We start from the raw sequence: 22,025 nt of genomic DNA on the forward strand, positions 1-22,025 counted from the left end.
GGACGGGAAAGTAGTATACCCGAACCTCTCCTGACCTACAAACGATCGTTTTGCTGTCCATCATCTCGGCCGCCCTCCCGTGTTCATCAGGGTTTACTCCGCCGGCGCCCCGCAAACCCTCCAGGAAATACAAAGAGTTAGCGGAGAATATTTCTTTTTACCGCCCCTCAGGAGCGATAAAACGCCTTAGATTTCAGTTTGTTGGCCTTTTGCTGCCGACGGCAGCCATGCGCCTCTGACCTGACCACGAGCTTAACCGTTTCAGCTTGAGTGAACCTTGTCGGCGATCAACATTGTAGCGGTCCCCCGGCTTTCCTGCTTTACCCAAGCGTTCAAATGAAGATTAAAGACCCTATCCGCTGACTTGATCATTTCCGGGCGATGGGCAACAAAAATGCGGGTTATTGGCAATTGCCCGATAGCGCGAGTGATCCTTTTTTCGTTATCAATATCAAGATCGCTGGTTGCCTCATCAAGCAACAGCACATGAGGTTGCCGGTACAGCGCTCTGGCGATAGAAATACGCTGGCGTTGCCCGCCAGAAAGCGTGCTGCCAATATCACCAATCATCGAATCGTATCCCTGCGGAAATGCGCTGATCTCCTCGTCAATGGACGCATGGTTGGCACACTCAGCCATGCGTTCCATATCGGGTGATGCGGTAAAACCGGTAATATTCTGCTGTATGGTTCCGGCCAGGAGTTTGTCGTCTTGCATGACAAAAGCGACATGTTCACGAATGTCTCGTTTGCCCATGCCGGACATCCCCACATTATTGATGAAAACATCCCCTTCGGTAGATTCGTACAACCCCGCCAACACATGGAGGAATGTTGACTTGCCACACCCGGACGGCCCGACAATCGCCACGTTTTCCCCTGGCATGACCTCAAGATTGATCCCCTCGAAGATGTTGCGCTCGGCCTGGGAATGGCGGAACGCTAAGTTGCGGATCACGATATGCCCATTCAGCTGTGGCGATACATGCTCCCCTTCATCCCGTTCCACAGGTGAAACCGCCACGTCTGTCAGACGCTGGCTATGCATGGATACCAGACAGAAGTCGGAAACCGCATTGACTAACTTCACCGTGCGGGTAATCACCATATCGGCATAAAGCATCACAGCCAACAAGGCGCCAGTCGTAATGCCTTTATCGAACCCGATGGCGCCGACGCTAAGTACGTAAATCCCGGAAAAACCCACAAGCAATACAGCCGCCGTATTGGTCAGCAAATCAAGTTTAAACAGTTGGTTCCCTGCATGTGTGCTGTTGACCACATGGTTGACCCATTCGCGGCGGCGAACCGGCGTCAAATTCAACATTTTGATCGCGCTTATCGCTCTAACCGTCTCAAGGAAGTGGGAGGATTGCACCGCTTCAAAAGCGATATGTTCGATTTTACGATTGCGGTATGTCGAGAACAGGCCCGCTTTTAAGGCGGCATATGCACAGGCGGCGATCAGGGGACCGATAGCGAGCACAGGCGAATAGGTAAAAATAATCGCCATCGAAATGACAATCACAATCGCATCAAGGAGCGAGGCAACCATATCGGCCGTGAACGCTTCCTGAATGGCGGTCAACGATTGGAAACGCGACGCGATATCGCCGGTATGGCGCTTTTCAAAAAATGACAGCGTGAGCCTGATAAGCCGGTTAAAGAACATTTCGGCCCATTTGACGCCCAGCGTATAGCGAAGGTTCATCAAAATCCAGGCACGTACCACGGAAAAGGCGGACTTAATCAGCAATGCTGCAATGACCACGATACCGACAAAAAATATCCCTTCACGATCCGATGAACGCACTAATGTATCGATAGTAAATTGCGAAGCGGCCGGCACGGCAATTGAGAGCAGTTCCACCAAAACCGAAAGCATCAGAACGCCGGTAAAAATGCGTCTTAAGCCCCGTACGCCACGAAAAAGATCGGATACGGTAACATTCATTTCCAGCGGTTTTTTATCGAAGGTCTCCGCCGGCCAGGCCTCCATCAGAATGCCGGTGAACTTATCGGAAAGTTCGCGCAGGGAGATACTGCGCCGACCAATGGCGGGATCGAGGATCACGGCGCCTCGACGCGTGACTTTCACCAGCACCACAAAATGATTGAATGACCAATGAAGAATTGCGGGGCGGGTCAGCGAACGCAGTTCATCGAGCTCCACGCGCGAAGCGCGAGCCGTCATCCCCACCCGTTCAAACGCCGTAATGAGATCCCGCAGCGTCATCCCATGGCTGCTTGCGCCGTGGAGGGTGCGCGCCGAGGCGAGATCGATGCGTTTGCCGAAATAGCCGGCCATCATGGCCAAACAGGCCAGCCCGCACTCATTCATTTCCGACTGCAGGATAAGCGGCGTTTTTTGCCAGGAAAAAACCATGTGTCAACTCTCAGCCGTCATACGGTTAATACTTTGTTTTAATGGTAAAAACAGCCATTCCCAGATGCGCCGATGCGTCGTCAAGATATCGGCCTCGACGTCCACGCCCACCGGGAGCGCACGCGTGCCCACATCGGGCGTTATCAACACGCGAAAGCGCCGGTTGTTTCCCGTTAGGGCCTCAGGACTTGCGCTGATGGCAGCAACCGTACCGGACACTTTCCCAAACCACTCCCAAGGCAATGATGCGACACGCATGAAAACATGCTGACCCGCTTTCACTTCCTGCAACGCGGAAGGCGGGATCCACATTTCCACGAATGGGCGCGCGTTTTCCGGCACCACGACCGCAGCAACGGCACCCGCAGCCACTCTCTGCCCTTCCAAAATGCTCATTGAAGCGACGACGCCATCAAGTGGAGCCACTACCCGCGACTCCACGACCGCAGAAGCATTAATCACCTGTTGTTGCAGCGTAACCTTCTGCTGTTGAATGTCAGTAATAGACTGTTTTTCCTGCGATTCAGAGCGAGCCAGCTCATCCAGGAATTGCAGCAGCTCGCCTTTCACCCGCGCGATATTGATTCGATGCGTGTTCAACTGCGCGATGGAATCATGGTATTCGTTCTCCCGCTCAATTTTCTCTTGTACGGTCGTAATACCTTTCTGTAACAGCTGTTGATAAAGCTCCATGCGCTTCTTCAAACCGGCGACACGCTCCGACTCTGCCGCCGCCGCGGCTTGAATCGCCACCATTTCCCGTTCTTTGGCGCCGACTTTCTCACGCAAACGCAGGCGTTCTTCTTCCCCCTCTTTACGCCGTTCTTCCGCACGCTTTTGCAATTCAGTAAGTTGACGCTGAGCCGCATCTTGCAACGCCTGATTCATTCCTCCCCCCGCATAGGCGACGTCGCGTGAAAACGTTGCGATAACATCGCCTTTTTTCACCCTTTCTCCCTGGCGGACTTCGATGCGGCCGATGATGCCTTCATGATTGAATACCGCCTCCGCTGCGGAGGGGGTATAGATCACTCGCCCGGTGACAGGGACCCTTTTGGCATAGGTGGTAAATAACAGGAGAATAGCCACCAGCAAAACAGCAGCGGCGCTCCATAAGGCAATTGGCAACACTGATGGTGCCGACACGGTAAAATCGCCCAGCCAGGCATTTTTTTTATGCTGCAACGCCTCCGGGCGGAAAAGAGAGTTTTCTTTGTCCATCGCGCTAACGGCTGATATAGAGCAGGCGCTCAGGCATATCGATGATCACCTGATGTCCCCGCATGAACTTCATTCCCAACAAGCCGTCGAAATCCAGTTCCTGAGGCGTTGCGCCAAGGGTGACAACGGCCAGATCATCACGAGTCGTCCCTTCACGATCCGTAAAAGCGATTTTTGTCACCCTGCAATCCAGGTTTGATGCTTCAGGTTCAATATCGCGACAGCCAGAAAACAGGAGGCCTGGCGGCAAACGGTCGGAAAACAACAGAGAATGGCTGGCCGCCGTATCGACAATCAGATGCAAAGACGTATCGCCTGCAGAGGCGATAACGCGTAGCCCAGAGGCGGTGGGTTCAATAGGGTAAGATGACCATTTCTTTATGTCAGAAGGCAAATCGGCCAACAGTTGCAACCGATCGTTTTTAAAATCCATCAGCACCCGGCGCTCTCGAAAAAGCCCCAATCCCATAACTTCATTCACGGGGACATCACCGCCAATGCTTAATCCCCATGGTTTGAAACTGACCGTTTCAACATTATCGAAAGGAATGTTTGAAATAAATAACCGGCTAATTTTCCAGGCGGAGACATTATTTTCTCCACCGGAAACATCCATCAACCGACGAGGCGCTTGTTTCGACACTTCCAGACTCGGATTAGCCACCAAGTTGTCAAGATCGTGTTTATAAAGATGCATCCCCTCCCCGCTGCCGGTATCCAGCATTAAGGTATGAAGGCGGTTATCGATCCGCACATCAATTAGCGGCAACCCACGCTCATCATACCGCAAACGCCCAAAATCAGCGGGTGGATCCGCCATGCTAATGCCGGAAAAAAAGAATGCCAACAAGGATAGCCGTTTGATCATGAGTTAACCTCTAGGTTTTTCATGATTATATCTTCACTCACACCCGATTCAATCAAATGCGAAGCCGCGCGGCTCATAATCTTTCTTATCGACGGACAGAACACGGTTTCACGGTTGAAATCATCGCCTGAGGAATAGCGTTGAATATGGCGGCCACCGCCGCAAACTTTTTGCCATACGCAATCAGCGCAAACGGTAGGAAGCTGATTATTCACCGCCATATATTTTTTCATCTGCCATGAAGCCAACGTGCCTGACAGCATTAAATCCTGAACATTGCCAATAGGCGTAAATATAGCGTCATTAGTCGTTCTGAGCGTATCATCCACATACAGATCGCCATCGGAGCTCACCGTGAAAGCGAGAGTGTCGCTTCCGGCTTTACTCACCCCCATTACTGGACTGAATTCTGAACTCAACATGGATTGAATGTGCGTATGGAAGTAGCGTACATACACCTCTTTATCCGCATCCAAAAAGAACTCATCCAACGCTGAGCAATAAAAATCTGACAGTCCGTCAGGATCGGTACACGTATCATGGCTTTCATCAGGAATGAGGAAGTCAAATTTTTTGCATTTCAGCACATCAACAAAATGGCGATAAATCTCAGCACCTTTTACCGAGGGATTGGCGACGCACAGGATACCGGGTTCATCGATAAGCCGACCCGCCTTCCAGGCTGCCTGTAGCATCTCCAGCCCTTTTACCGTACCTTCGTAGGTGCTGCGGCCCTTTCTATCCAGACGGTGCCTGTCGTTAATGTGCTTAGGACCATCAATAGAAATACCCACGCTGATATTATATTTCGAGAAAATATCAATCCACTCATTATCAATAAGGATAGCGTTTGTTTGGCAGGCCAGGTTGAGCCTGGCGCCTTGGTAATCACCTGAAATAAGCTCTTTGCAGGCGTTATCGAAACGCTCTTTCCCCATCATTAATGGTTCGCCACCATGAAAATCAACCTGTACCGTTTCTATTTCATACTCCTGACAGGCCCGCTCGAAGAACCCCCTCAGGTCTTTAATGATGTTATGAGAAATAATTGGTTTTGAATTTATTGCCAAATCATTGCCCAGGTTGAATACATAGCAATACGTGCAGTTAATGTTGCATCGTTCACTAACCTTTAGAATTATTTCAAGATGCTTTATTTTTTTCTTATTCGTCATTGCCTGCACCACGGTTCAACAAAGGAGGAAATGCAGGGTGGTTTCCCACCCTGCACCAAGACTAATTAGAAACTCTTAGACCAACGCGCAAAGGCGTTGACCCAACCGCCAGAAACGCTATCCAGCATAGATTGAGCCAGTGCTTTTCGTGCGTCTTTTTTATCAGCTGCAACGGTGACGGCTGCTTTATTCATGCTAATTTCTTTGGCTAATTTAGACATCACATAATCCTTTTTGTATTGCACACCGGAATTGATGTGCGCAATTACCTTTACTTAAACATTGTTAAAGATAAAGAAGAAAAAACCAAAAATGTTACACAGGATAAGTTTTTTGTTACTGGATTGATAATTTAAAGACTATTTCAAAAAGTTGAGCTATACCTCTAACGCAATATAAAGCCAAAAACTAAAAGTGTCAGAATAAGGTTTAAATATTATTTACTGACACAGGAAATTAAAGTCATAGATTATTCATGACATATTCAGCATCGGAGGCGTATGAACGGTCAACGTATTGGCTACATTCGGATTAGTCACTGTGAACTGAGTCCCGAACAGCAACTGGAAAGAACTCTGGTAGATAAATCTTTCATTGATAACGCGTCAGTCAAGGATCTACAACGCCCAGAGCTGGATGCCCTGTTCTCGGCAGTGCGCAACGGCGATACCGTGGTGGTTCAGAGCATGGATAGATTGGCACGCAACCTGAATGATCTGCAACGTCAGGTCCACAGACTGGCCGATAAAGGCGTCACCGTTGAGTTTGTGAAAGAGAGTTTGACGTTTACCGGTAAAGATTCATCAGCGGATAAGCTAATGCTGTCTGTCATGGGCGCATTTGCCGAATTCGAACGAGCTTTAATTCGTGAACGCCAGCGCGAAGGCATCGCGCTGGCCAGAGTGCGCGGCGCTTACCGGGGTAGAAAAAAATTGCTGTCCTCCGAGCAACAGGCTGAATTGCGGTTACGCGCAACAAACGGTGAGAGGAAAACGCAGCTTGCTCGCGAATTTGGCATCAGCAGAGAGACGCTTTACCAATACCTGAAAAGATGCGGTTAATGGCTCTTCTGCGACAGGTCCCCTACGCAGAAGAGCGATATCGACTGATGTTGAACCGGCGGGTCAAGAAACTCACTCGCCGTGTGCCTCCATCCATTCAGATTTCAGATTTTTTCACCTGCTGCCAGGCCTCTTCCATCTGCTCCAGCGTGGCGTCTTCCAACCGCAGCCCGCGTTGCTGAACGATCTCTTCCACCTGGCGGAAGCGGCGTTCGAACTTGCGGTTCGCCGCCTGCAGCGCGTTCTCCGCCTTGTGCCCCAGATGACGCGACAGGTTCACCGTGGCGAACAGCAGATCGCCGATCTCCTCTTCCAGCTTGCTCTCGTCGACCACCGCCTGGCGGGCTTCGTGCATCACTTCATCGATCTCTTCGTACACTTTGTCCAGCACCGGGCCCAGAGTGTTCCAGTCGAAGCCGACCGAGGCGCAGCGTTTTTGGATCTTGTGCGCTTTCATCAATGCCGGCAGCGCCTGCGGAATATCGTCCAGCACCGAGTGCAGCGCTTTTTCGGCGCGCTCGCCCGCCTTCAGCTGCTCCCAACGCGCCGCGACGGTTTCGCTGTCTCCGCCCTCGGCGTCGCCGAAGATATGCGGATGACGACGCTCCAGCTTATCGCTGATGGCGGTGCACACCTCATCGAAATCGAACAGCCCCTGTTCCTGCCCCATCTGGGCGTAGAACACCACCTGGAACAGCAAATCGCCCAACTCGTCGCGCAGATCGGCGTAATCTTGCCGCTCAATGGCGTCCAGCACCTCGTAAGTTTCCTCCAGCGTGTAGGGCGCAATGGTAGCGAAGGTTTGCTTGCGGTCCCACGAGCAACCGACCTGTGGGTCGCGCAGCGTTTTCATGATGTTCAACAGACGCTGCAGCGGAGTGGATTGGGTCATAAAAAATCTCTGAGAAAAAAGGGCGTGCTGGTATGCCCGCCGGAACTGATGGAGTTCGGGCCGCATCGACATCGGATGCGGCCCGAAAAGTGCCGTGGGCTTAGTTGCCGTGCAGACGCTTGGCGTCTATCACGTCCGGCAGCTGGTTCAGCTTCGCCAACACCCGCCCCAGCACCTGCTGGTTGTAGATTTCGATATCCATGTCGATGGTGGCCAGCTGTTTCTTGGTGTCGCTGCGGCTGGCGACGCCCAGCACGTTGACCTTTTCGTTGGCCAGAATAGTGGTGATATCGCGCAGCAAGCCGCTGCGGTCATTGGCCATCACACGCACCACCAGCGAATAACCGCTGGAGTAGCTTTCGCCCCATACCGCGTCGACAATGCGTTCCGGCGCGTGCGATTGCAAATCGACCAGCTGATCGCAATCCGCACGGTGGATCGAGATGCCGCGCCCCTGGGTGATAAAGCCGACAATGTCGTCGCCCGGGATCGGCTGGCAGCAGCGGGCGATGTGGTGCATCAGATTGCCCACCCCCTCCACCACCACTCGGCCGTTGTCCTTGTTGCGGGTCGGCGGCGGCGCTTTTTGCTGCACCAGCTGGCGCAGCGCCTCGCGATCCTGCTCTTCGGCGCTCGGTTTGTTGAACTTGCCCTGCAGGTAATTCACCATCTGGTTCAGGCGAATGTCCCCGCCGCCGATCGCCGCCAACACCTCGTCCAGCGAGTTCATGTTGTAACGCGGGATCAGCAGCTTTTCGGCCTCTTTCAGGCTGATGCCGAGGTGTTCCAGTTCGTTGTCCAGCATCTGGCGGCCGGCAAGAATGTTCTTGTCGCGATCCTGCTTGCGGAACCAGTTGTGGATCTTCGAGCGCCCGCGGCTGGTGGTGACGTAGCCCAGGTTCGGGTTCAGCCAGTCGCGGCTCGGGTTCGGCTGCTTCTGGGTGATGATCTCAATCTGATCGCCCATCTTCAGCTGATAGGTGAACGGCACGATGCGGCCGCCGATCTTGGCACCGATGCAGCGGTGACCGACGTCGCTGTGAATATGGTAGGCGAAGTCGAGCGGCGTGGAGCCGGCCGGCAGATCCACCACGTCGCCTTTCGGGGTAAACACATAGACCCGATCGTCGAACACCTGGCTGCGCACTTCATCGAGCATCTCGCCGGAGTCCGCCATCTCTTCCTGCCAGGCGATCAGCTTACGCAGCCAGGCGATGCGCTCTTCGTAGCCGGAGCGCACGGTAACCCCCGCACCCTCTTTGTACTTCCAGTGCGCGGCCACGCCCAGCTCGGCGTCTTCGTGCATTTGCCGAGTGCGGATCTGAATCTCGACGGTTTTGCCGCGCGGCCCCAGCACCACGGTATGGATCGACTGGTAGCCGTTGGGTTTCGGGTTGGCGACGTAGTCGTCGAACTCGTCCGGCAGATGGCGGAAGTGGGTATGCACGATGCCCAACGCCGCATAACAATCCTGCAGACGCTCCGCCACGATGCGCACCGCGCGCACGTCGAACAGTTCGTCGAATGCCAGGTGCTTTTTCTGCATCTTGCGCCAGATGCTGTAGATGTGTTTCGGCCGGCCGTAGATCTCCACCCGAATGCCTTCGCTGGCCATCTCGGCGCGCAACCCGGCGACGAAATCGTCGATGAACTGTTCGCGATCGATGCGGCGCTCGTGCAACAGCTTGGCGATGCGCTTGTATTCTTCCGGGTGCAGGTAGCGGAAGCAAAAATCTTCCAGCTCCCATTTCAGCTGACCGATACCGAGCCGGTTAGCCAGCGGGGCGTAGATATTGGAACACTCTTTCGCCGCCAGCACGCGCTCGTCTTCCGGCGCGTCTTTCACCTCGCGCAGATGGGCGATGCGCTCCGCCAGCTTGATGACCACGCAGCGGAAATCCTCTACCATCGCCAACAGCATGCGGCGCACGTTGTCGACCTGTTCGGAAGCCATCGAGTCGTTTTGGGTGGCTTTCAGTTGGCGAATGGCGTCCATGTCGCGCACGCCGTGCACCAGCGCGACGATGCCCTTGCCGAACGCTTCGGTCAGGATCTCTTCCTGCACGATGCCGGCGTCCACCAGCGGGAACAGCAGCGCGGCGCGCATGCTGTCGTTGTCCATGCTCAGCGTCGAGAGGATTTCCACCATCTCCAGGCCGCGCCACAGCAGCAGCGAGGCGTCGGGATGGTTTTGGGTCTGCTGCTCACAATAACGCCAGGTTGCGGCCAATCGCTCACATGACTGCGGGTTAGGTAGCCCCAAGCTGGCGATCCACTCATCGAGAGCGAACTCACCCGCCGTATTCAGATGTGCACTTCTTACCGCAACCATAACCTCTCCCTACTTTGCAGCGACCTCTGGCGCGCGCTCGTTGATAAACAGCGCCATTGATTCAAGATGCCCCGTGTGCGGAAACATATCCAACATCCGCACGCGCGCAAGACGATAACCGGCGCTCAACAGCACTTTGCTGTCGCGAGCCAGCGTGGTGGGGTTACAGGAAACATAAACCACCCGCGCCGGCGCCAGTTTTACAATATGTGACATCACCCCGGCCGCACCGGCGCGGGCGGGATCCAGCATCACCTTATCAAACCCTTGTGCTGCCCAAGGTTGCCGCTCAACGTCGTCCTCCAGATTCTCATGGAAAAACGACGCATTATTCAGCTTATTCTTATGTGCATTATATTGCCCATTCGCTACCAGCGTGGCAACACCTTCGATGCCCACCACCGCAGCGGCGCGGCGCGCCAGCGGCAGAGTGAAGTTGCCCATGCCGCAGAACAGGTCCAGCACCCGATCATTGGGTTGAATGTCGAGCCATTCAAGGGCCTGCGCCACCATTTGTTGGTTTACGGCGTCATTGACCTGAATAAAGTCGCGCGGGCTGAAGTCTAAGCGTAGCCCGTCAACCTGATAATACGGCGCGTCACCGCACAGTTTTTCCAACCGCTCGCTGTCCGGCGCCAGGTAAACGGCGACGTTTTCCCGCTCGCCAAACGCCAACAGCGCCTGCCGATCCGCGTCCTTCAGCGCATCGAGATGGCGCAGCACCAGCAGCGGACCGTTATCCGCCAGCACCAGCTCCACATGCCCCAGCCGCCGCACCGCCTGCAGCCCGCTTAGGCAGGTGCGCACCGGCGCCAGCAGCTGTTCCAGCTCCGGCCGCAACACCGGGCAGTGCGCCACCGCCACCAGCTCGCTGGAGGCCGCCTGGCGAAAACCCATCATCAGGCGCTGCTGCTTCGGCTGCCACGCCAGGCTCAGGCGGGCGCGGCGGCGATAGCCGTATTCCGGGCCGGCGATCACCGGTTCCTGCTGGGGAGTTACCCCGGTTTCGCGGGCGATCATGCGCACCAGCGCCGCCGCCTTGCTCTGCTGTTGCAGCGCCTCATCCGCGTGCTGCTGCTGGCAGCCACCGCATACGCCAAAATGCGGGCAGCGCGGTTCCACCCGCTGCGGGCTGCGGCTCAGCAGGCGCTTGAGCTTGCCTTTGGCGAACTGGCGCTTGTCTTCGGTCAGCTGAATTTCTGCCTGCTCGCCCGGCAGTACGCCCGGCACGAACACCGCTTTGCCGTCGTGGCGCGCCACGCCCTGGCCGAAAGGATCGAGATCGCTCACCGTCACGGTGAAGATTTGTGAGCTCTGCCGGGTCGTCACGCGGCGTTTGGGAGAGTAGAATTGCGCCATATTTGTCGATTGTGTGCTGGTTCATTAAGCTAGTGTCAGCTGTCAATTCTCCCACATTGGAATCCCATGACCAAATACAGCCTGCGTGCGCGCATGATGATCCTGATTCTGGCCCCGACCTTGCTGATTGGTTTGCTGCTCAGCACCTTCTTCGTGGTGCATCGCTACAACGAGCTGCAGGAGCAATTGGTCGACGCCGGCGCCAGCATCATCGAGCCGCTGGCGGTGGCCAGCGAGTACGGCATGACGTTCCGCAGCCGCGAGTCGGTCAGGCAGTTGGTCAGTCTGTTGCATCGCCGCCATTCGGACATCGTGCGTTCGATCACCGTGTTCGATGCGCAGAACAACCTGTTCGTCACCTCCAATTATCATCACAACTTCGCCCAGCTGCAGCTGCCGAAAGGCGTACCGTTGCCCACCGACCTGATGCTCACCCGGCGCGGCGATTCGCTGATCCTGCGCACGCCGATCCTGTCGGAAAACCAATATCCGGATGAAAACGCCGACGGCGGCAGCCATCCCGACAACAACCTGGGCTATGTGGCGATCGAGCTGGATCTGCAGTCGGTGCGGCTGCAGCAATATAAAGAGGTCTTTGTCTCTACCCTGCTGTTGTTGCTGTGCATGTGCATCGCCATCCTGTTCGCCTACCGGCTGATGCGCGACGTGACCGGCCCGATCCGCAACATGGTGAACACCGTCGACCGCATCCGCCGCGGCCAGCTCGACAGCCGCGTGGAGGGCTACATGCTCGGCGAGCTGCACATGCTGAAGAACGGCATCAACTCGATGGCGATGTCGCTCACCGCCTACCACGAAGAGATGCAGCAGAATATCGATCAGGCCACGTCCGATCTGCGCGAAACGCTGGAGCAGATGGAGATCCAAAACGTCGAGCTGGATCTGGCGAAAAAACGCGCGCAGGAGGCGGCGCGCATCAAGTCCGAATTCCTGGCCAACATGTCGCACGAGCTGCGCACCCCGCTCAACGGCGTGATCGGCTTCACCCGCCAGATGCTGAAAACCGATCTGAGCGCGACCCAGACCGATTATTTGCAGACCATCGAACGCTCGGCCAACAACCTGCTGACCATCATCAACGACGTGCTGGATTTCTCCAAGCTGGAGGCCGGCAAGCTGGTGCTGGAACACATTCCGTTCGCCCTGCGTGAAACGCTGGACGAAGTGGTGGTGCTGCTGGCGCCGAGCGCCCACGACAAGGGTCTTGAGCTGACGCTGGATGTGCACAACGACGTGCCGGAGCAGGTGATCGGCGACTCGCTGCGCCTGCAGCAGATCATCACCAACCTGCTGGGCAACGCCATCAAATTCACCGAAACCGGCAATATCGACATTCGCGTCGAGCTACGCAAACAGCTGGAGCGCCGGGTAGAAGTGGAAGTGCAGATCCACGACACCGGCATCGGCATTTCCGAACGCCAGCAGTCGCAGCTGTTCCAGGCATTCCGCCAGGCGGACGCCAGCATCTCCCGCCGCCACGGCGGCACCGGGCTGGGGCTGGTGATCACACAAAAACTGGTGAAGGAGATGGGAGGCGACATCTGCTTCCACAGCCAGCTGAATCGCGGCTCGACCTTCTGGTTCCACATCACGCTGGATCTGAACGAGGGCATGCTGTCGCTGGCACCGAGCCTGCCGGATCTGAACGGCAAAACGCTGGCCTATATCGAGTCCAACCCGACGGCGGCGCAGGCGACGCTCAACATGCTCAGCGTCACGCAGTTGGTGATCACCCACTCGCCGACGCTGGGCCAGCTGCCGCAAGGCCACTATGACTTCCTGCTGGCCGGCGTACCGATCCCGTTCCGCGACAACATGGCGCAGCACGAGGACAAATTGCTGGCCTCGCTGAAGCTGGCCGATAGGGTGATTCTGGCGCTGCCGTGCCAGGCGCAGATCGACGCCGAGCTGCTTAAGCAGCAAGGCGCGCTCGGCTGTCTGATCAAACCGATCACCAGCACCCGGCTGTTCCCGCTATTGAGGATGGAGGCGCCGGCGCGCCTCACCGCGCAGCCGGAGCGTAAACGCCTGCCGCTGACGGTGATGGCGGTTGACGACAATCCGGCCAACCTGAAGCTGATCGGCACGCTGCTGGGTGAACAGGTGGAGAAAACCCTGCTCTGCGAGAGCGGCGAGGAAGCGCTGGAGCTGGCGCGCGACAACGTGTTGGATCTGATCCTGATGGACATTCAGATGCCGAAGATGGATGGCATTCACGCCAGCGAGCTGATTCGCCAACTGCCGCATCACAACTCCACGCCGATCGTCGCCGTCACCGCCCATGCCGCCAGCGGCGAGCGCGAGCACCTGCTGCAGGCTGGCATGGACGACTACCTGGCCAAACCGATCGACGAGAAAATGCTGACCCGCGTGCTGTCGCGCTACCACAGCGGCGACGCGGAAAGCGCCGTCGCCGACGATGCGCCGCTGTCGCTCGACTGGCCGCTGGCGCTGCGCCAGGCGGCCAACAAACCGGATCTGGCGCGCGATCTGCTGCAAATGCTGCTCGATTTCCTGCCGCAGGTGCGCGAACGGGTGCAGACGCTGCTCGACGGACAGCATGACGACGAGATCCTCGATCTGGTGCATAAGCTGCACGGCAGCTGCAGCTACAGCGGCGTGCCGCGTCTCAAACAGCTGTGTTTCTACCTCGAGCGGCAGCTGCGCCAGGGCGTCACCAACGACGAGCTGGAGCCGGAGTGGCTGGAGCTGTTGGATGAGATTGAACTGGTGATCCACGCGGCGCGCGCGCATCTGACGCAGCCCGCTTGAATCCGCAGGCCATAACGCAAAAAGGCACGCCGCAGCGTGCCTTTATTTTTTAAAGCCGGACGCTTATCACTGCGCCAGCAGGTACAATTGGCTCTCGCCGCGCTGAATATTCAACGCCAACACCGACGGCTTGCTGTCGAGAATCTTACGCAGCTCGCCCAGGTTCTGGATCGGCTGTTGGTTCACTCCCAGGATCACATCGCCTTTTTTCAAGCCGATGCGCGCCGCGGCGCTGCCGGCTTTCACGCTGTCGACCTTGACGCCTTTCTGGTTGCCGACCTGGGTGTTGCTCAGCTCGGCACCCTCGATGCCGGTGTAAATATTGCCCGAGGCCACCTGGGTCTGCGCGCTTTGTTCCAGCGTAACGTCAATCGTTACCGGCTTGCCGTCGCGGATAATGCCCAGCGACATTTTGCTGCCGACCGGCAGCGTGCCGATCTCCGCCCTGAACGAGGCGAAGCTGGAGATGGCCTTGCCGTTCATGGTGACGATCACGTCGCCGGCTTTGATGCCCGCCTTCGCGGCGGAGGACTTCGGCATCACCTGGCTGACGAAGGCCCCGCGCTGCGCGTCGACCTTCATCGCCTTGGCCAGCTCGGAGTTCAGCTCGGTGCCCATGATGCCCAGCTCGCCGCGTTTCACCTGGCCATACTCAACCATTTGCGCCGTCAGGTTTTTCACCATGTTGCTCGGAATAGCGAAGCCGATGCCGATGTTGCCGCCGTCCGGCGCCAGGATCGCGGTGTTGATGCCGATCAGTTCGCCGTTCAGGTTAACCAGCGCGCCGCCGGAGTTGCCGCGGTTGATCGCCGCATCGGTCTGGATGAAGTTCTCGTAGTTTTCGATGTTCAGGCCGCTGCGCCCCAGGGCGGAAACGATGCCCGAGGTGGCGGTCTCACCCAGCCCGTACGGGTTGCCAATCGCCACGGTGTAATCGCCGACGCGCAGCTGATCGGAGTCGGCCATCTTGATCGCCGTCAGATTCTTGAAATCTTTCAGTTGGATCAGCGCGATATCGGAACGCGGATCCTTGCCGATCACCTTGGCGTCGAAACGGCGGCCGTCGCTCAGCTGCACCTGGATCTTGTTGGCGTTGTCCACCACATGGTTATTGGTCACCACATAGCCCTTGGCGGCATCGATGACCACCCCGGCGCCCAGCGCCTGGAATTTCTGCTGCGTACCCTGCGGCTGGCCATCCGGCCCGGGCTGTTCGCCGCCCTGGCACATCGGCGAACCCTGGAACGGCGAACCGTCCTGGCAGAACGGCGAATCTTCGCCGAAGAACTGTTGGAACTGCTGCGGCATGCGCGGCGTATTGACCGTGGTGCTGCCCTCAACGTTAATGCTCACGACGGAAGGCATTACCTTTTCCAGCATCGGCGCCAGGCTCGGCAACTGCTGGGTGCTGGAAGAGGCGGTTTCAGCGGCGTTGGCCGTGACCGGGCCGATCGCCATACCGATGCTGAATGCCAGTGCGCTCAGAACTAATGCGGTTTTTTTCATCTGTGTGTCTCTTATAAAGTCGTTCAAAAAAGAATGGCCGTCTTGCGTGCTTATTCAGAGTTAATTAATAGCCTGAAGTTCCGGCACAGATGATTGGCAATAGTAAACAAATATTGTCCGTCTTTACAAAACTCGAGACAGCCAACCGGTTGGAATTGCTGACAATTATTCCTCAGCTTAATTATTCCGCCGCCATCAATCGACGATATTCATCATAGGCATACAGGTCGGTCATTCCGCTGATATAGTCCTGCAGTAAACGCGCGCGGAAATAATATTCCCGAATGGTTTGCTGCTCCGGCGATAAATGCTGCAGCCCTTCTACCGCCTCCACATACGCCAGCCGATGCTTGGTGGACAGCTTGTGGAACAGGCGCGTTTCGATCGGGTAAGCGCGATGACTGTCCTCGCGCACCAGCTGGCTGAAGTCCGCCAGCGACATCGCCAACAGCGGGCTGTAAATGTCCAGCAGGCCGCTGATCACCCGGTAGCCTTGCAGCTCGAGCTGCTCGACCTCGGGGTGGTTGAACACATGCTTGAACGCCACATTTTTAAATATTTTCAGCAGCCGATAGGCCGGGCTGGAATCCTCCAGCAGCGCCTGATTGAAACTGCCCTGATAAACCGCGTCCAGATTGTCGATAAAGCGCTGCGCCGCGTGCGGCACCAGCCGCGCCACGGTAAACACCCGCAGATACATGAAGAACTGATCTTCTGCGCTGCGCCGCGCGCCGCCGCGATCGATCTTGCGAAACGCGCTGGCGACGGTCTTGTCGAACAGATCGCCCGGCACCACCTCGCCCCACTCCTGAATCAGGTGCTGATACAGCTGCTCGACGGTGAAAATGCTCTTCTCCACCGCGTCTTCCAGATCGGCCACGCAGTAAGAGATATCATCGGCGGCCTCCATAATATAGGTCAGCGGGAAACGATCGAACTCGCCCATGTGCAGCTCTCGCCGCAGCCGATCGACAAAGGCCTCTTCCGCCAGATAGTAACCGGGCTTTTTCATCAGATAGCTGTGGCTGGCGGGAATATCGCCCGCCCAATAAGCCGGGCGGGTGTATTTCAAAATGCAGCCGACCTGAGCGTAGGTCAGGTTGAGCTTCAACAGGCTGTACACCATGCGAATCGCCTGGGCGTTACCCTCGAAGTGGCTGAGATCCTGACGGATCCGGCTGCGCAGCCGGTTCAGATCGCTCTCCCCTTCATGCAGGCGCAGCGCCGCCACCTGGCAGCGATCGTGGCTGCCAGGTTCGCTGCCGCAGCTGGCGGGATCGAGGCGCTGGGCAAACCAGTCGTTGATCGCCGACTCGCCGAAGTGACCGAACGGCGGGTTGCCGATATCGTGCATCAGACAGGCCATTTCCACGATGCTTTCAAACGGATCGAGCAGCCGAGCCAGGCCGAGTTCATCGATCTTCCCTGCCTGTTTGAAGCGGTTGAGGATCTCTTTGGCGATGTGGCGCCCGACCTGCTGCACCTCCATCGAGTGCGTCAGGCGGCTGCGCACCGCCGCGTTGCGCTCGAGCGGAAACACCTGGGTTTTTTGCTGCAGACGGCGAATGGCGGCCGAGTTGACGATGCGACCGCGATCGCTCTCGAACTGCCGCACGATGTCGTACTCTTCCTCAGCCTCGATCGGTTTGCTGAAAGGCCGTTGGAAACTGATTTTTTGCTTGAAGTCGATCCCGGACATCTGTTCCTCCGCCGTTACGCCCTGCCCCGTGATAACAATTCCCGGCGGCGGATGCAACGCATTATCTCTCACACACAGCCATGATAGACTATGCCGCAATTCTCACGGCCAATCAGCGAGTGTTATTTATGAAAGTAGGCATCATCGGCGCAATGGAGCAGGAAGTCACCCTGCTGCGCGATCAAATCGAAAACCGTCAAACCATCCAACGTGCGGGCTGCGAAATCTACACCGGCCAGATCGGCGGCGTTGAAGTGGCCCTGCTGAAATCCGGCATCGGCAAAGTCTCTGCCGCCATGGGCACCACCCTGCTGCTGGAACACTGCAGCCCGGACGTGGTGATCAACACCGGCTCCGCCGGCGGCCTGGCCAGCACGCTGCGCGTGGGGGATATCGTGGTATCGGAAGAAGTGCGCTACCACGACGCCGACGTTACCGCTTTCGGTTACGAGCCGGGCCAGATGGCCGGCTGCCCGGCGGCGTTCGTCGCCGACGACGCGCTGATCGCGCTGGCGGAAAGCTGCATCAAACAGCTGGATCTGCACGCGGTGCGCGGCCTGATTTGCAGCGGTGACGCCTTCATCAACGGCGCCGAGCCGCTGGCGCGCATTCGCGCTACCTTCCCGCGCGTCGCCGCGGTAGAAATGGAAGCCGCAGCGATCGCCCACGTCTGCCATCTGTTCGGCACGCCGTTCGTGGTGGTGCGTGCCATTTCCGACGTCGCCGACAGCGAGTCGCACATGAGCTTTGACGAGTTCCTGGTGGTGGCGGCCAAACAGTCTACGCTGATGGTCAACGCCATGCTGCAAACCCTGGCCAAGCGCGGTTGATGTGAGGCTGCGCTTCACCTCGGCGTTCTGGCTGCTGGCGCTCTGGCTGGCCATGCCGGCCGGCGCCGCCCAGCGGGTGATCAGCCTGGCGCCCAACGCCACCGAACTCGCCTATGCCGCCGGCATGGGCGATGTCTTGGTGGCGGCGAGCGCCTATTCCGATTATCCGCCACAGGCCGCCAGGCTGGAGCAGGTGGCCTCCTGGCAGGGCATCAATCTGGAACGGGTGCTGGCGCTGAAGCCGGACCTGATCCTCGCCTGGCGCGGCGGCAATCCGCAGCGCGTGCTCGATCAGCTCGCCGCGTTCGGCATCCCGATCTTCTATGCGGACGCCGACAATCTCGAAGGGCTCGCCGGCCTGTTGGACAAGCTGGCACGCTACAGTCCGCACCCGGACCAGGCGCATCAGGCGGCAGACGCCCTTCGCCGCCAGTTCGCCGCTCTCAAACAACAGTACGCTGCCAACCCGCCGCGGCGGGTGCTGCTACAGTTCGGCACCCAGCCGCTGTTCACCAGCTCCGGCGCCACACTGCAGAGCCAGGTGCTGGCGCTGTGCGGCGCGCAGAACGTCTTCGCCGACAGCCGCACCCCTTGGCCGCAGATCAGCCGCGAGCAGGTGCTGGCGCGTCAACCGCAGGCCATCGTCATCACCGGCGGCGCAAAAGAGGCCGCCAATGTGAAGGCCTTCTGGGCGCCGCAGCTGCAGGTGCCGGTGATCGCGCTGAACGAAGACTGGTTCAATCGCGGCGGGCCGCGCATCCTGTTGGCAGCGCAGCAGCTGTGCCACCAGTTGGCGGAGATCCGCTGATGTTGGTGTTCTGGCTGGATATTCTCGGCACCGCGGTGTTCGCCGTCTCCGGCGTACTGCTGGCCGGCAAGCTGCGCATGGATCCGTTCGGCGTGCTGGTATTGGGCGTGGTCACCGCGGTCGGCGGCGGCACCATCCGCGATATGGCGCTGGCCAACGGCCCGGTATTCTGGGTCAAGGATCCCACCGACCTGGTGGTGGCGATGATCACCTGCGTCTTGACGCTGCTGCTGGTACGCCAGCCGCGCCGCCTGCCGAAGTGGGTGCTGCCGGTGCTGGACGCCGTCGGGCTGGCGGTGTTCGTCGGCATCGGCGTCAACAAGGCCTTCGCGGCCGGCACCGGCCCGCTGGTGGCGATCTGCATGGGGGTGATCACCGGCGTCGGCGGCGGCATTATCCGCGACGTGCTGGCGCGCGAGATCCCGATGATCCTGCGCACCGAAATTTACGCCACCGCCTGCATCATCGGCGGCATCGTGCACGCCACGGCGTTTTATACCTTCGGTATGCCGCTGCAGCAGGCCATGATGCTGGGCATGCTCATCACCCTGGCCATTCGGCTGGCGGCCATTCGTTGGCATCTCAAACTGCCCGCCTTTATCCTCGAACGCTGAGCCGTCGTCCTTCGGGACGGCGGCCTGGTGATTTATTAGACTAAAAACGTGTTTGTTGGTATTATTTTCGCCCGAAAAATAGCGTAGTGACGATGTAAAATTCTGTAACCCTCAGGTTAAGGCTTTCCCCGCGCTGTTAAAACTTTTTAACTTTTTGCCGATAAGTCATCACAAGATTGCTTATGGATGGCTATTCCCGCAATGATGAAAAAAATTCTGCTTGCCTGCTGTGGCGCTCTGCTGAGTGGCGCCGTCTATGCCGATGCCGTCAGCGGCCAGATCGGCGTTACCCTGACCATTGAACCGCAATGCGCCGTGCGCCTCGAAGCCGCTGCGCCACAGGCCGAATGCAGCCATGCGGCGGCGCAGCCCAAGGTCATCCGCACCCCACCGACCCAGGAGAACGGCGCGGAAGTGATCCTGGTGGAATGGTAGACATAAAAAAACCCGCCGGCCGGCAGGCGAGCGGGTTGATATTCTGACAGGCGAACTCAGATGCTGAACGAAGAACCGCAACCGCAGGTGGTTTTGGCATTCGGGTTGGTCACCACGAAGCGCGACCCTTCCAGCCCTTCGGTGTAGTCCACCGAACCGCCCACCAGATACTGCAGGCTCATCGGATCGACCACCAGCGCTACGCCCTGCTTCTCGATGGTCATGTCGCCATCGTTGACCTTGTCGTCAAAAGTGAAGCCGTACTGGAATCCGCTGCAGCCGCCACCGGTAATGTAAACCCGCAACTTCAGGTTCGGGTTTTCTTCGTCAGCAATCAGGAACTTCACCTTGTTTGCTGCTGCCTCGGTAAATTGCAGGGGCAGTGCCGTTTCATCACTCATAGTCTTTACTCCCAACATTGTTCAGCATCAGATCGCTACTATGGCCGCCTGATTAATATTAACGATTATCCGATACCTGAGTGTTGCGTTCAAGTATTCACCGCATTTGTTGTATTTTCCTTACCTGTTTTCTCCGCCGCTTCTCGCGCCAGCTGCGCCTCCTGTTTTTGCAACGTGCGGGCCAGGATCGACGAATACAGCGGCTTGCCGCCGAGCAGTTGCGCCACCACCGTGGCGCCGAGGCAGGTGATGATCATCGGTAAAATCAGCTGGTAGTTGTCGGTCATTTCCAGCACCAGCACGATGCCGGTCAGCGGGGCGCGCACCGTCGCGGCGAACAATGCCCCCATGCCGGCGATGGCGAAGGTGCCCGCCTCGATGCCGTATTGCGGGAACAGGTGCGCCCCCGCCAGCCCGAAGGCGGTGCCGAACAGCGTGCCCAACGCCAGCATCGGCGCGAAGATGCCGCCCGGCGCGCCGGAACCGAAGCACAGCAGCGTGGTGAAGATACGGGTAATAAAGATAAACATCAGCATGCCGACGCTGTAATTGCCCGCCGCGGCGATCGGGATCAGCCCAAAGCCGCCGCCCGCCGCCTCCGGCTGAATCAGCCCCAGAATGCCGCACACGCCGCCGAGTAGCCCGCCCATCAGCAAGACATTGCGCATTCTGCCGCCGTGCAGGCGCGCAAACATGTCCTGGGTGCGGAAGATCAACGCGTTGAATCCCACGCCCACCGCGCCGAAGATCGCCCCCAGCACCAGATAGAGCCACAGGGTATTGATGGGCGCCGAAGAAAGCTTGCCGACTTCGATCACCGATCCCTGGCCGTTAAACAGCTGGAACACCACGCTCGACATGATAACGCCGATGAATACCGCTTTAATCGAGATCAGGTTGTAGCGAAACTGCGGCCGCATCTCTTCGATGATGAACAGGATGCCGGCCAGCGGCGCGTTGAACGCGGCGGACAAGCCGGCGGCGGCCCCGGTCGCCAGCAGCGAATGGCGCGCCTCGGCGCCGCGAATGCGCAGCATGTCCAATACCATGCGCCCGACGTTGCCGCCCATCTGCACCGTGGGCCCTTCGCGCCCCAGCACCATGCCCGCCCCCAGCGTGCCCATGCCGCCGATGAATTTCACCGGGATCACGCGCCACCAGCGCACCGGCCGCAGCTCCTCCAGCGCACCTTCGATCTCCGGAATGCCCGAGCCGCCCGCTTCCGGCGCAAAGCGGCGCACCAGGTAATAACCCAGCGCCGCCAGCGCGGCGGACAGGATAAACGCCAGCGGCCACACCAGGATCCAGGAGTCGGCGACCTGCGCCAGTGAAGCCAGCCGCTGCTGCTGCACCCACTCCACCGCTTTATCGAAGGCCACGCCGAGCAAGCCGGCCAGCGTTCCCACCAGCGCGGCCATCAACAGGATCGCCACCGGCGTTTTATCGCGGCGGATAAACTGGCGCACCGCATCGCTGCGGCTAAGACGCGGGCTCAATGCCCCTGCAGGCTGTGATTGTGATTCAGTCATCGCGAGTGATTCGTCAGGTAATTTGTAATACAAATAGGCAAGGCGGTTATTCTACCCCAACCCGGCGGCGGGCGCTGCCGTTAATGGTATCTGACTGTGATCGTTTCATAACGCGGC

At 57.9% G+C, this 22,025-nt stretch carries 18 protein-coding genes; 6 read left to right on the top strand and 12 right to left on the bottom strand.

Translation table 11 applies throughout. The features are described from left to right. Window positions 1-261 precede the first annotated feature (261 nt). The 5 genes from GKN89_RS12250 to xyeA form a co-directional block, all read right to left on the bottom strand. Window positions 262-2,385 carry a peptidase domain-containing ABC transporter gene (locus GKN89_RS12250; RefSeq protein WP_063918175.1) on the bottom strand — a complete coding sequence of 708 codons (2,124 nt, stop codon included), beginning with the start codon at window positions 2,383-2,385 and terminating at the stop codon, window positions 262-264. A 3-nt stretch (window positions 2,386-2,388) separates the two neighbouring features. Next, window positions 2,389-3,606 (bottom strand): HlyD family secretion protein, encoded by a 1,218-nt coding sequence (locus tag GKN89_RS12255; RefSeq protein ID WP_063918174.1) that lies wholly within the window; start codon window positions 3,604-3,606, stop codon window positions 2,389-2,391. 4 nt (window positions 3,607-3,610) lie between these two features. After that, on the bottom strand, window positions 3,611-4,474 hold the full coding sequence (locus GKN89_RS12260; protein ID WP_063918173.1) for a hypothetical protein: 864 nt from the start codon (window positions 4,472-4,474) through the stop codon (window positions 3,611-3,613). Next, complete coding sequence (gene xyeB / locus GKN89_RS12265; protein ID WP_063918172.1) at window positions 4,471-5,649, bottom strand: cyclophane-forming radical SAM/SPASM peptide maturase XyeB; 1,179 nt, start codon at window positions 5,647-5,649, stop codon at window positions 4,471-4,473. The genes GKN89_RS12260 and xyeB overlap by 4 nt, the downstream gene beginning before the upstream one ends. A gap of 65 nt (window positions 5,650-5,714) precedes the next feature. Beyond that, entirely contained in the window at window positions 5,715-5,870 is a 156-nt protein-coding gene (xyeA, locus tag GKN89_RS12270; RefSeq protein WP_071891933.1) for a XyeA family cyclophane-containing RiPP triceptide, read from the bottom strand. 279 nt (window positions 5,871-6,149) lie between these two features. Between xyeA and GKN89_RS12275 the strand changes: the two genes are divergently transcribed. Then, window positions 6,150-6,710 (top strand): recombinase family protein, encoded by a 561-nt coding sequence (locus GKN89_RS12275; RefSeq protein ID WP_154747096.1) that lies wholly within the window; start codon window positions 6,150-6,152, stop codon window positions 6,708-6,710. Between the two features lie 97 nt (window positions 6,711-6,807). Here GKN89_RS12275 and mazG read toward each other — a convergent pair whose 3' ends face one another. From mazG to rlmD, 3 genes are all read right to left on the bottom strand, one after another. After that, the gene (gene mazG, locus GKN89_RS12280; RefSeq protein WP_063918170.1) at window positions 6,808-7,602 is read right to left on the bottom strand and encodes a nucleoside triphosphate pyrophosphohydrolase; all 795 of its coding nucleotides are present in this window, start codon (window positions 7,600-7,602) and stop codon (window positions 6,808-6,810) included. Between the two features lie 100 nt (window positions 7,603-7,702). After that, window positions 7,703-9,934 carry a GTP diphosphokinase gene (relA, locus tag GKN89_RS12285; protein ID WP_025159647.1) on the bottom strand — a complete coding sequence of 744 codons (2,232 nt, stop codon included), beginning with the start codon at window positions 9,932-9,934 and terminating at the stop codon, window positions 7,703-7,705. A 9-nt stretch (window positions 9,935-9,943) separates the two neighbouring features. Next, complete coding sequence (gene rlmD, locus GKN89_RS12290; RefSeq protein WP_154747097.1) at window positions 9,944-11,293, bottom strand: 23S rRNA (uracil(1939)-C(5))-methyltransferase RlmD; 1,350 nt, start codon at window positions 11,291-11,293, stop codon at window positions 9,944-9,946. 66 nt (window positions 11,294-11,359) lie between these two features. On the opposite strand from rlmD, the gene barA reads away from it, so the two are divergent. After that, entirely contained in the window at window positions 11,360-14,086 is a 2,727-nt protein-coding gene (barA, locus tag GKN89_RS12295) for a two-component sensor histidine kinase BarA (RefSeq protein ID WP_019455097.1), read from the top strand. Between the two features lie 66 nt (window positions 14,087-14,152). Here the strand turns inward: barA and degP are convergent, their stop codons facing one another. Both degP and dgt read right to left on the bottom strand, forming a co-directional pair. After that, window positions 14,153-15,592, bottom strand: a complete 1,440-nt coding sequence (degP, locus tag GKN89_RS12300; RefSeq protein WP_154747098.1) for a serine endoprotease DegP — start codon at window positions 15,590-15,592, stop codon at window positions 14,153-14,155. A 181-nt stretch (window positions 15,593-15,773) separates the two neighbouring features. Next, a complete protein-coding gene (dgt, locus tag GKN89_RS12305) occupies window positions 15,774-17,291 on the bottom strand; it encodes a dGTPase (RefSeq protein ID WP_154747099.1) in 1,518 nt (505 codons plus the stop codon). 128 nt (window positions 17,292-17,419) lie between these two features. Between dgt and mtnN the strand changes: the two genes are divergently transcribed. The 4 genes from mtnN to GKN89_RS12325 all read left to right on the top strand — a co-directional run bounded on the left by mtnN (window position 17,420) and on the right by GKN89_RS12325 (window position 19,978). Continuing rightward, the gene (gene mtnN, locus GKN89_RS12310; RefSeq protein ID WP_019455094.1) at window positions 17,420-18,121 is read left to right on the top strand and encodes a 5'-methylthioadenosine/S-adenosylhomocysteine nucleosidase; all 702 of its coding nucleotides are present in this window, start codon (window positions 17,420-17,422) and stop codon (window positions 18,119-18,121) included. A 52-nt stretch (window positions 18,122-18,173) separates the two neighbouring features. Further along, a complete protein-coding gene (gene btuF, locus GKN89_RS12315) occupies window positions 18,174-18,929 on the top strand; it encodes a vitamin B12 ABC transporter substrate-binding protein BtuF (protein WP_154747225.1) in 756 nt (251 codons plus the stop codon). Further along, the gene (locus GKN89_RS12320) at window positions 18,929-19,543 is read left to right on the top strand and encodes a TRIC cation channel family protein (protein ID WP_019455092.1); all 615 of its coding nucleotides are present in this window, start codon (window positions 18,929-18,931) and stop codon (window positions 19,541-19,543) included. Before btuF ends, GKN89_RS12320 begins: the two co-directional genes overlap by 1 nt. A gap of 201 nt (window positions 19,544-19,744) precedes the next feature. Beyond that, the gene (locus tag GKN89_RS12325; RefSeq protein ID WP_063918166.1) at window positions 19,745-19,978 is read left to right on the top strand and encodes a hypothetical protein; all 234 of its coding nucleotides are present in this window, start codon (window positions 19,745-19,747) and stop codon (window positions 19,976-19,978) included. A gap of 56 nt (window positions 19,979-20,034) precedes the next feature. On the opposite strand, the gene erpA is transcribed toward GKN89_RS12325, so the two are convergent. Beyond that, the gene (gene erpA, locus GKN89_RS12330; protein ID WP_019455090.1) at window positions 20,035-20,379 is read right to left on the bottom strand and encodes an iron-sulfur cluster insertion protein ErpA; all 345 of its coding nucleotides are present in this window, start codon (window positions 20,377-20,379) and stop codon (window positions 20,035-20,037) included. 89 nt (window positions 20,380-20,468) lie between these two features. Beyond that, window positions 20,469-21,908 carry a H(+)/Cl(-) exchange transporter ClcA gene (clcA, locus tag GKN89_RS12335; RefSeq protein ID WP_154747100.1) on the bottom strand — a complete coding sequence of 480 codons (1,440 nt, stop codon included), beginning with the start codon at window positions 21,906-21,908 and terminating at the stop codon, window positions 20,469-20,471. Between the last annotated feature and the right edge of the window lie 117 nt (window positions 21,909-22,025).

Source organism: Serratia sp. YC16 (genome assembly GCF_009707615.1).
Classification (GTDB): domain Bacteria; phylum Pseudomonadota; class Gammaproteobacteria; order Enterobacterales; family Enterobacteriaceae; genus Serratia; species Serratia surfactantfaciens.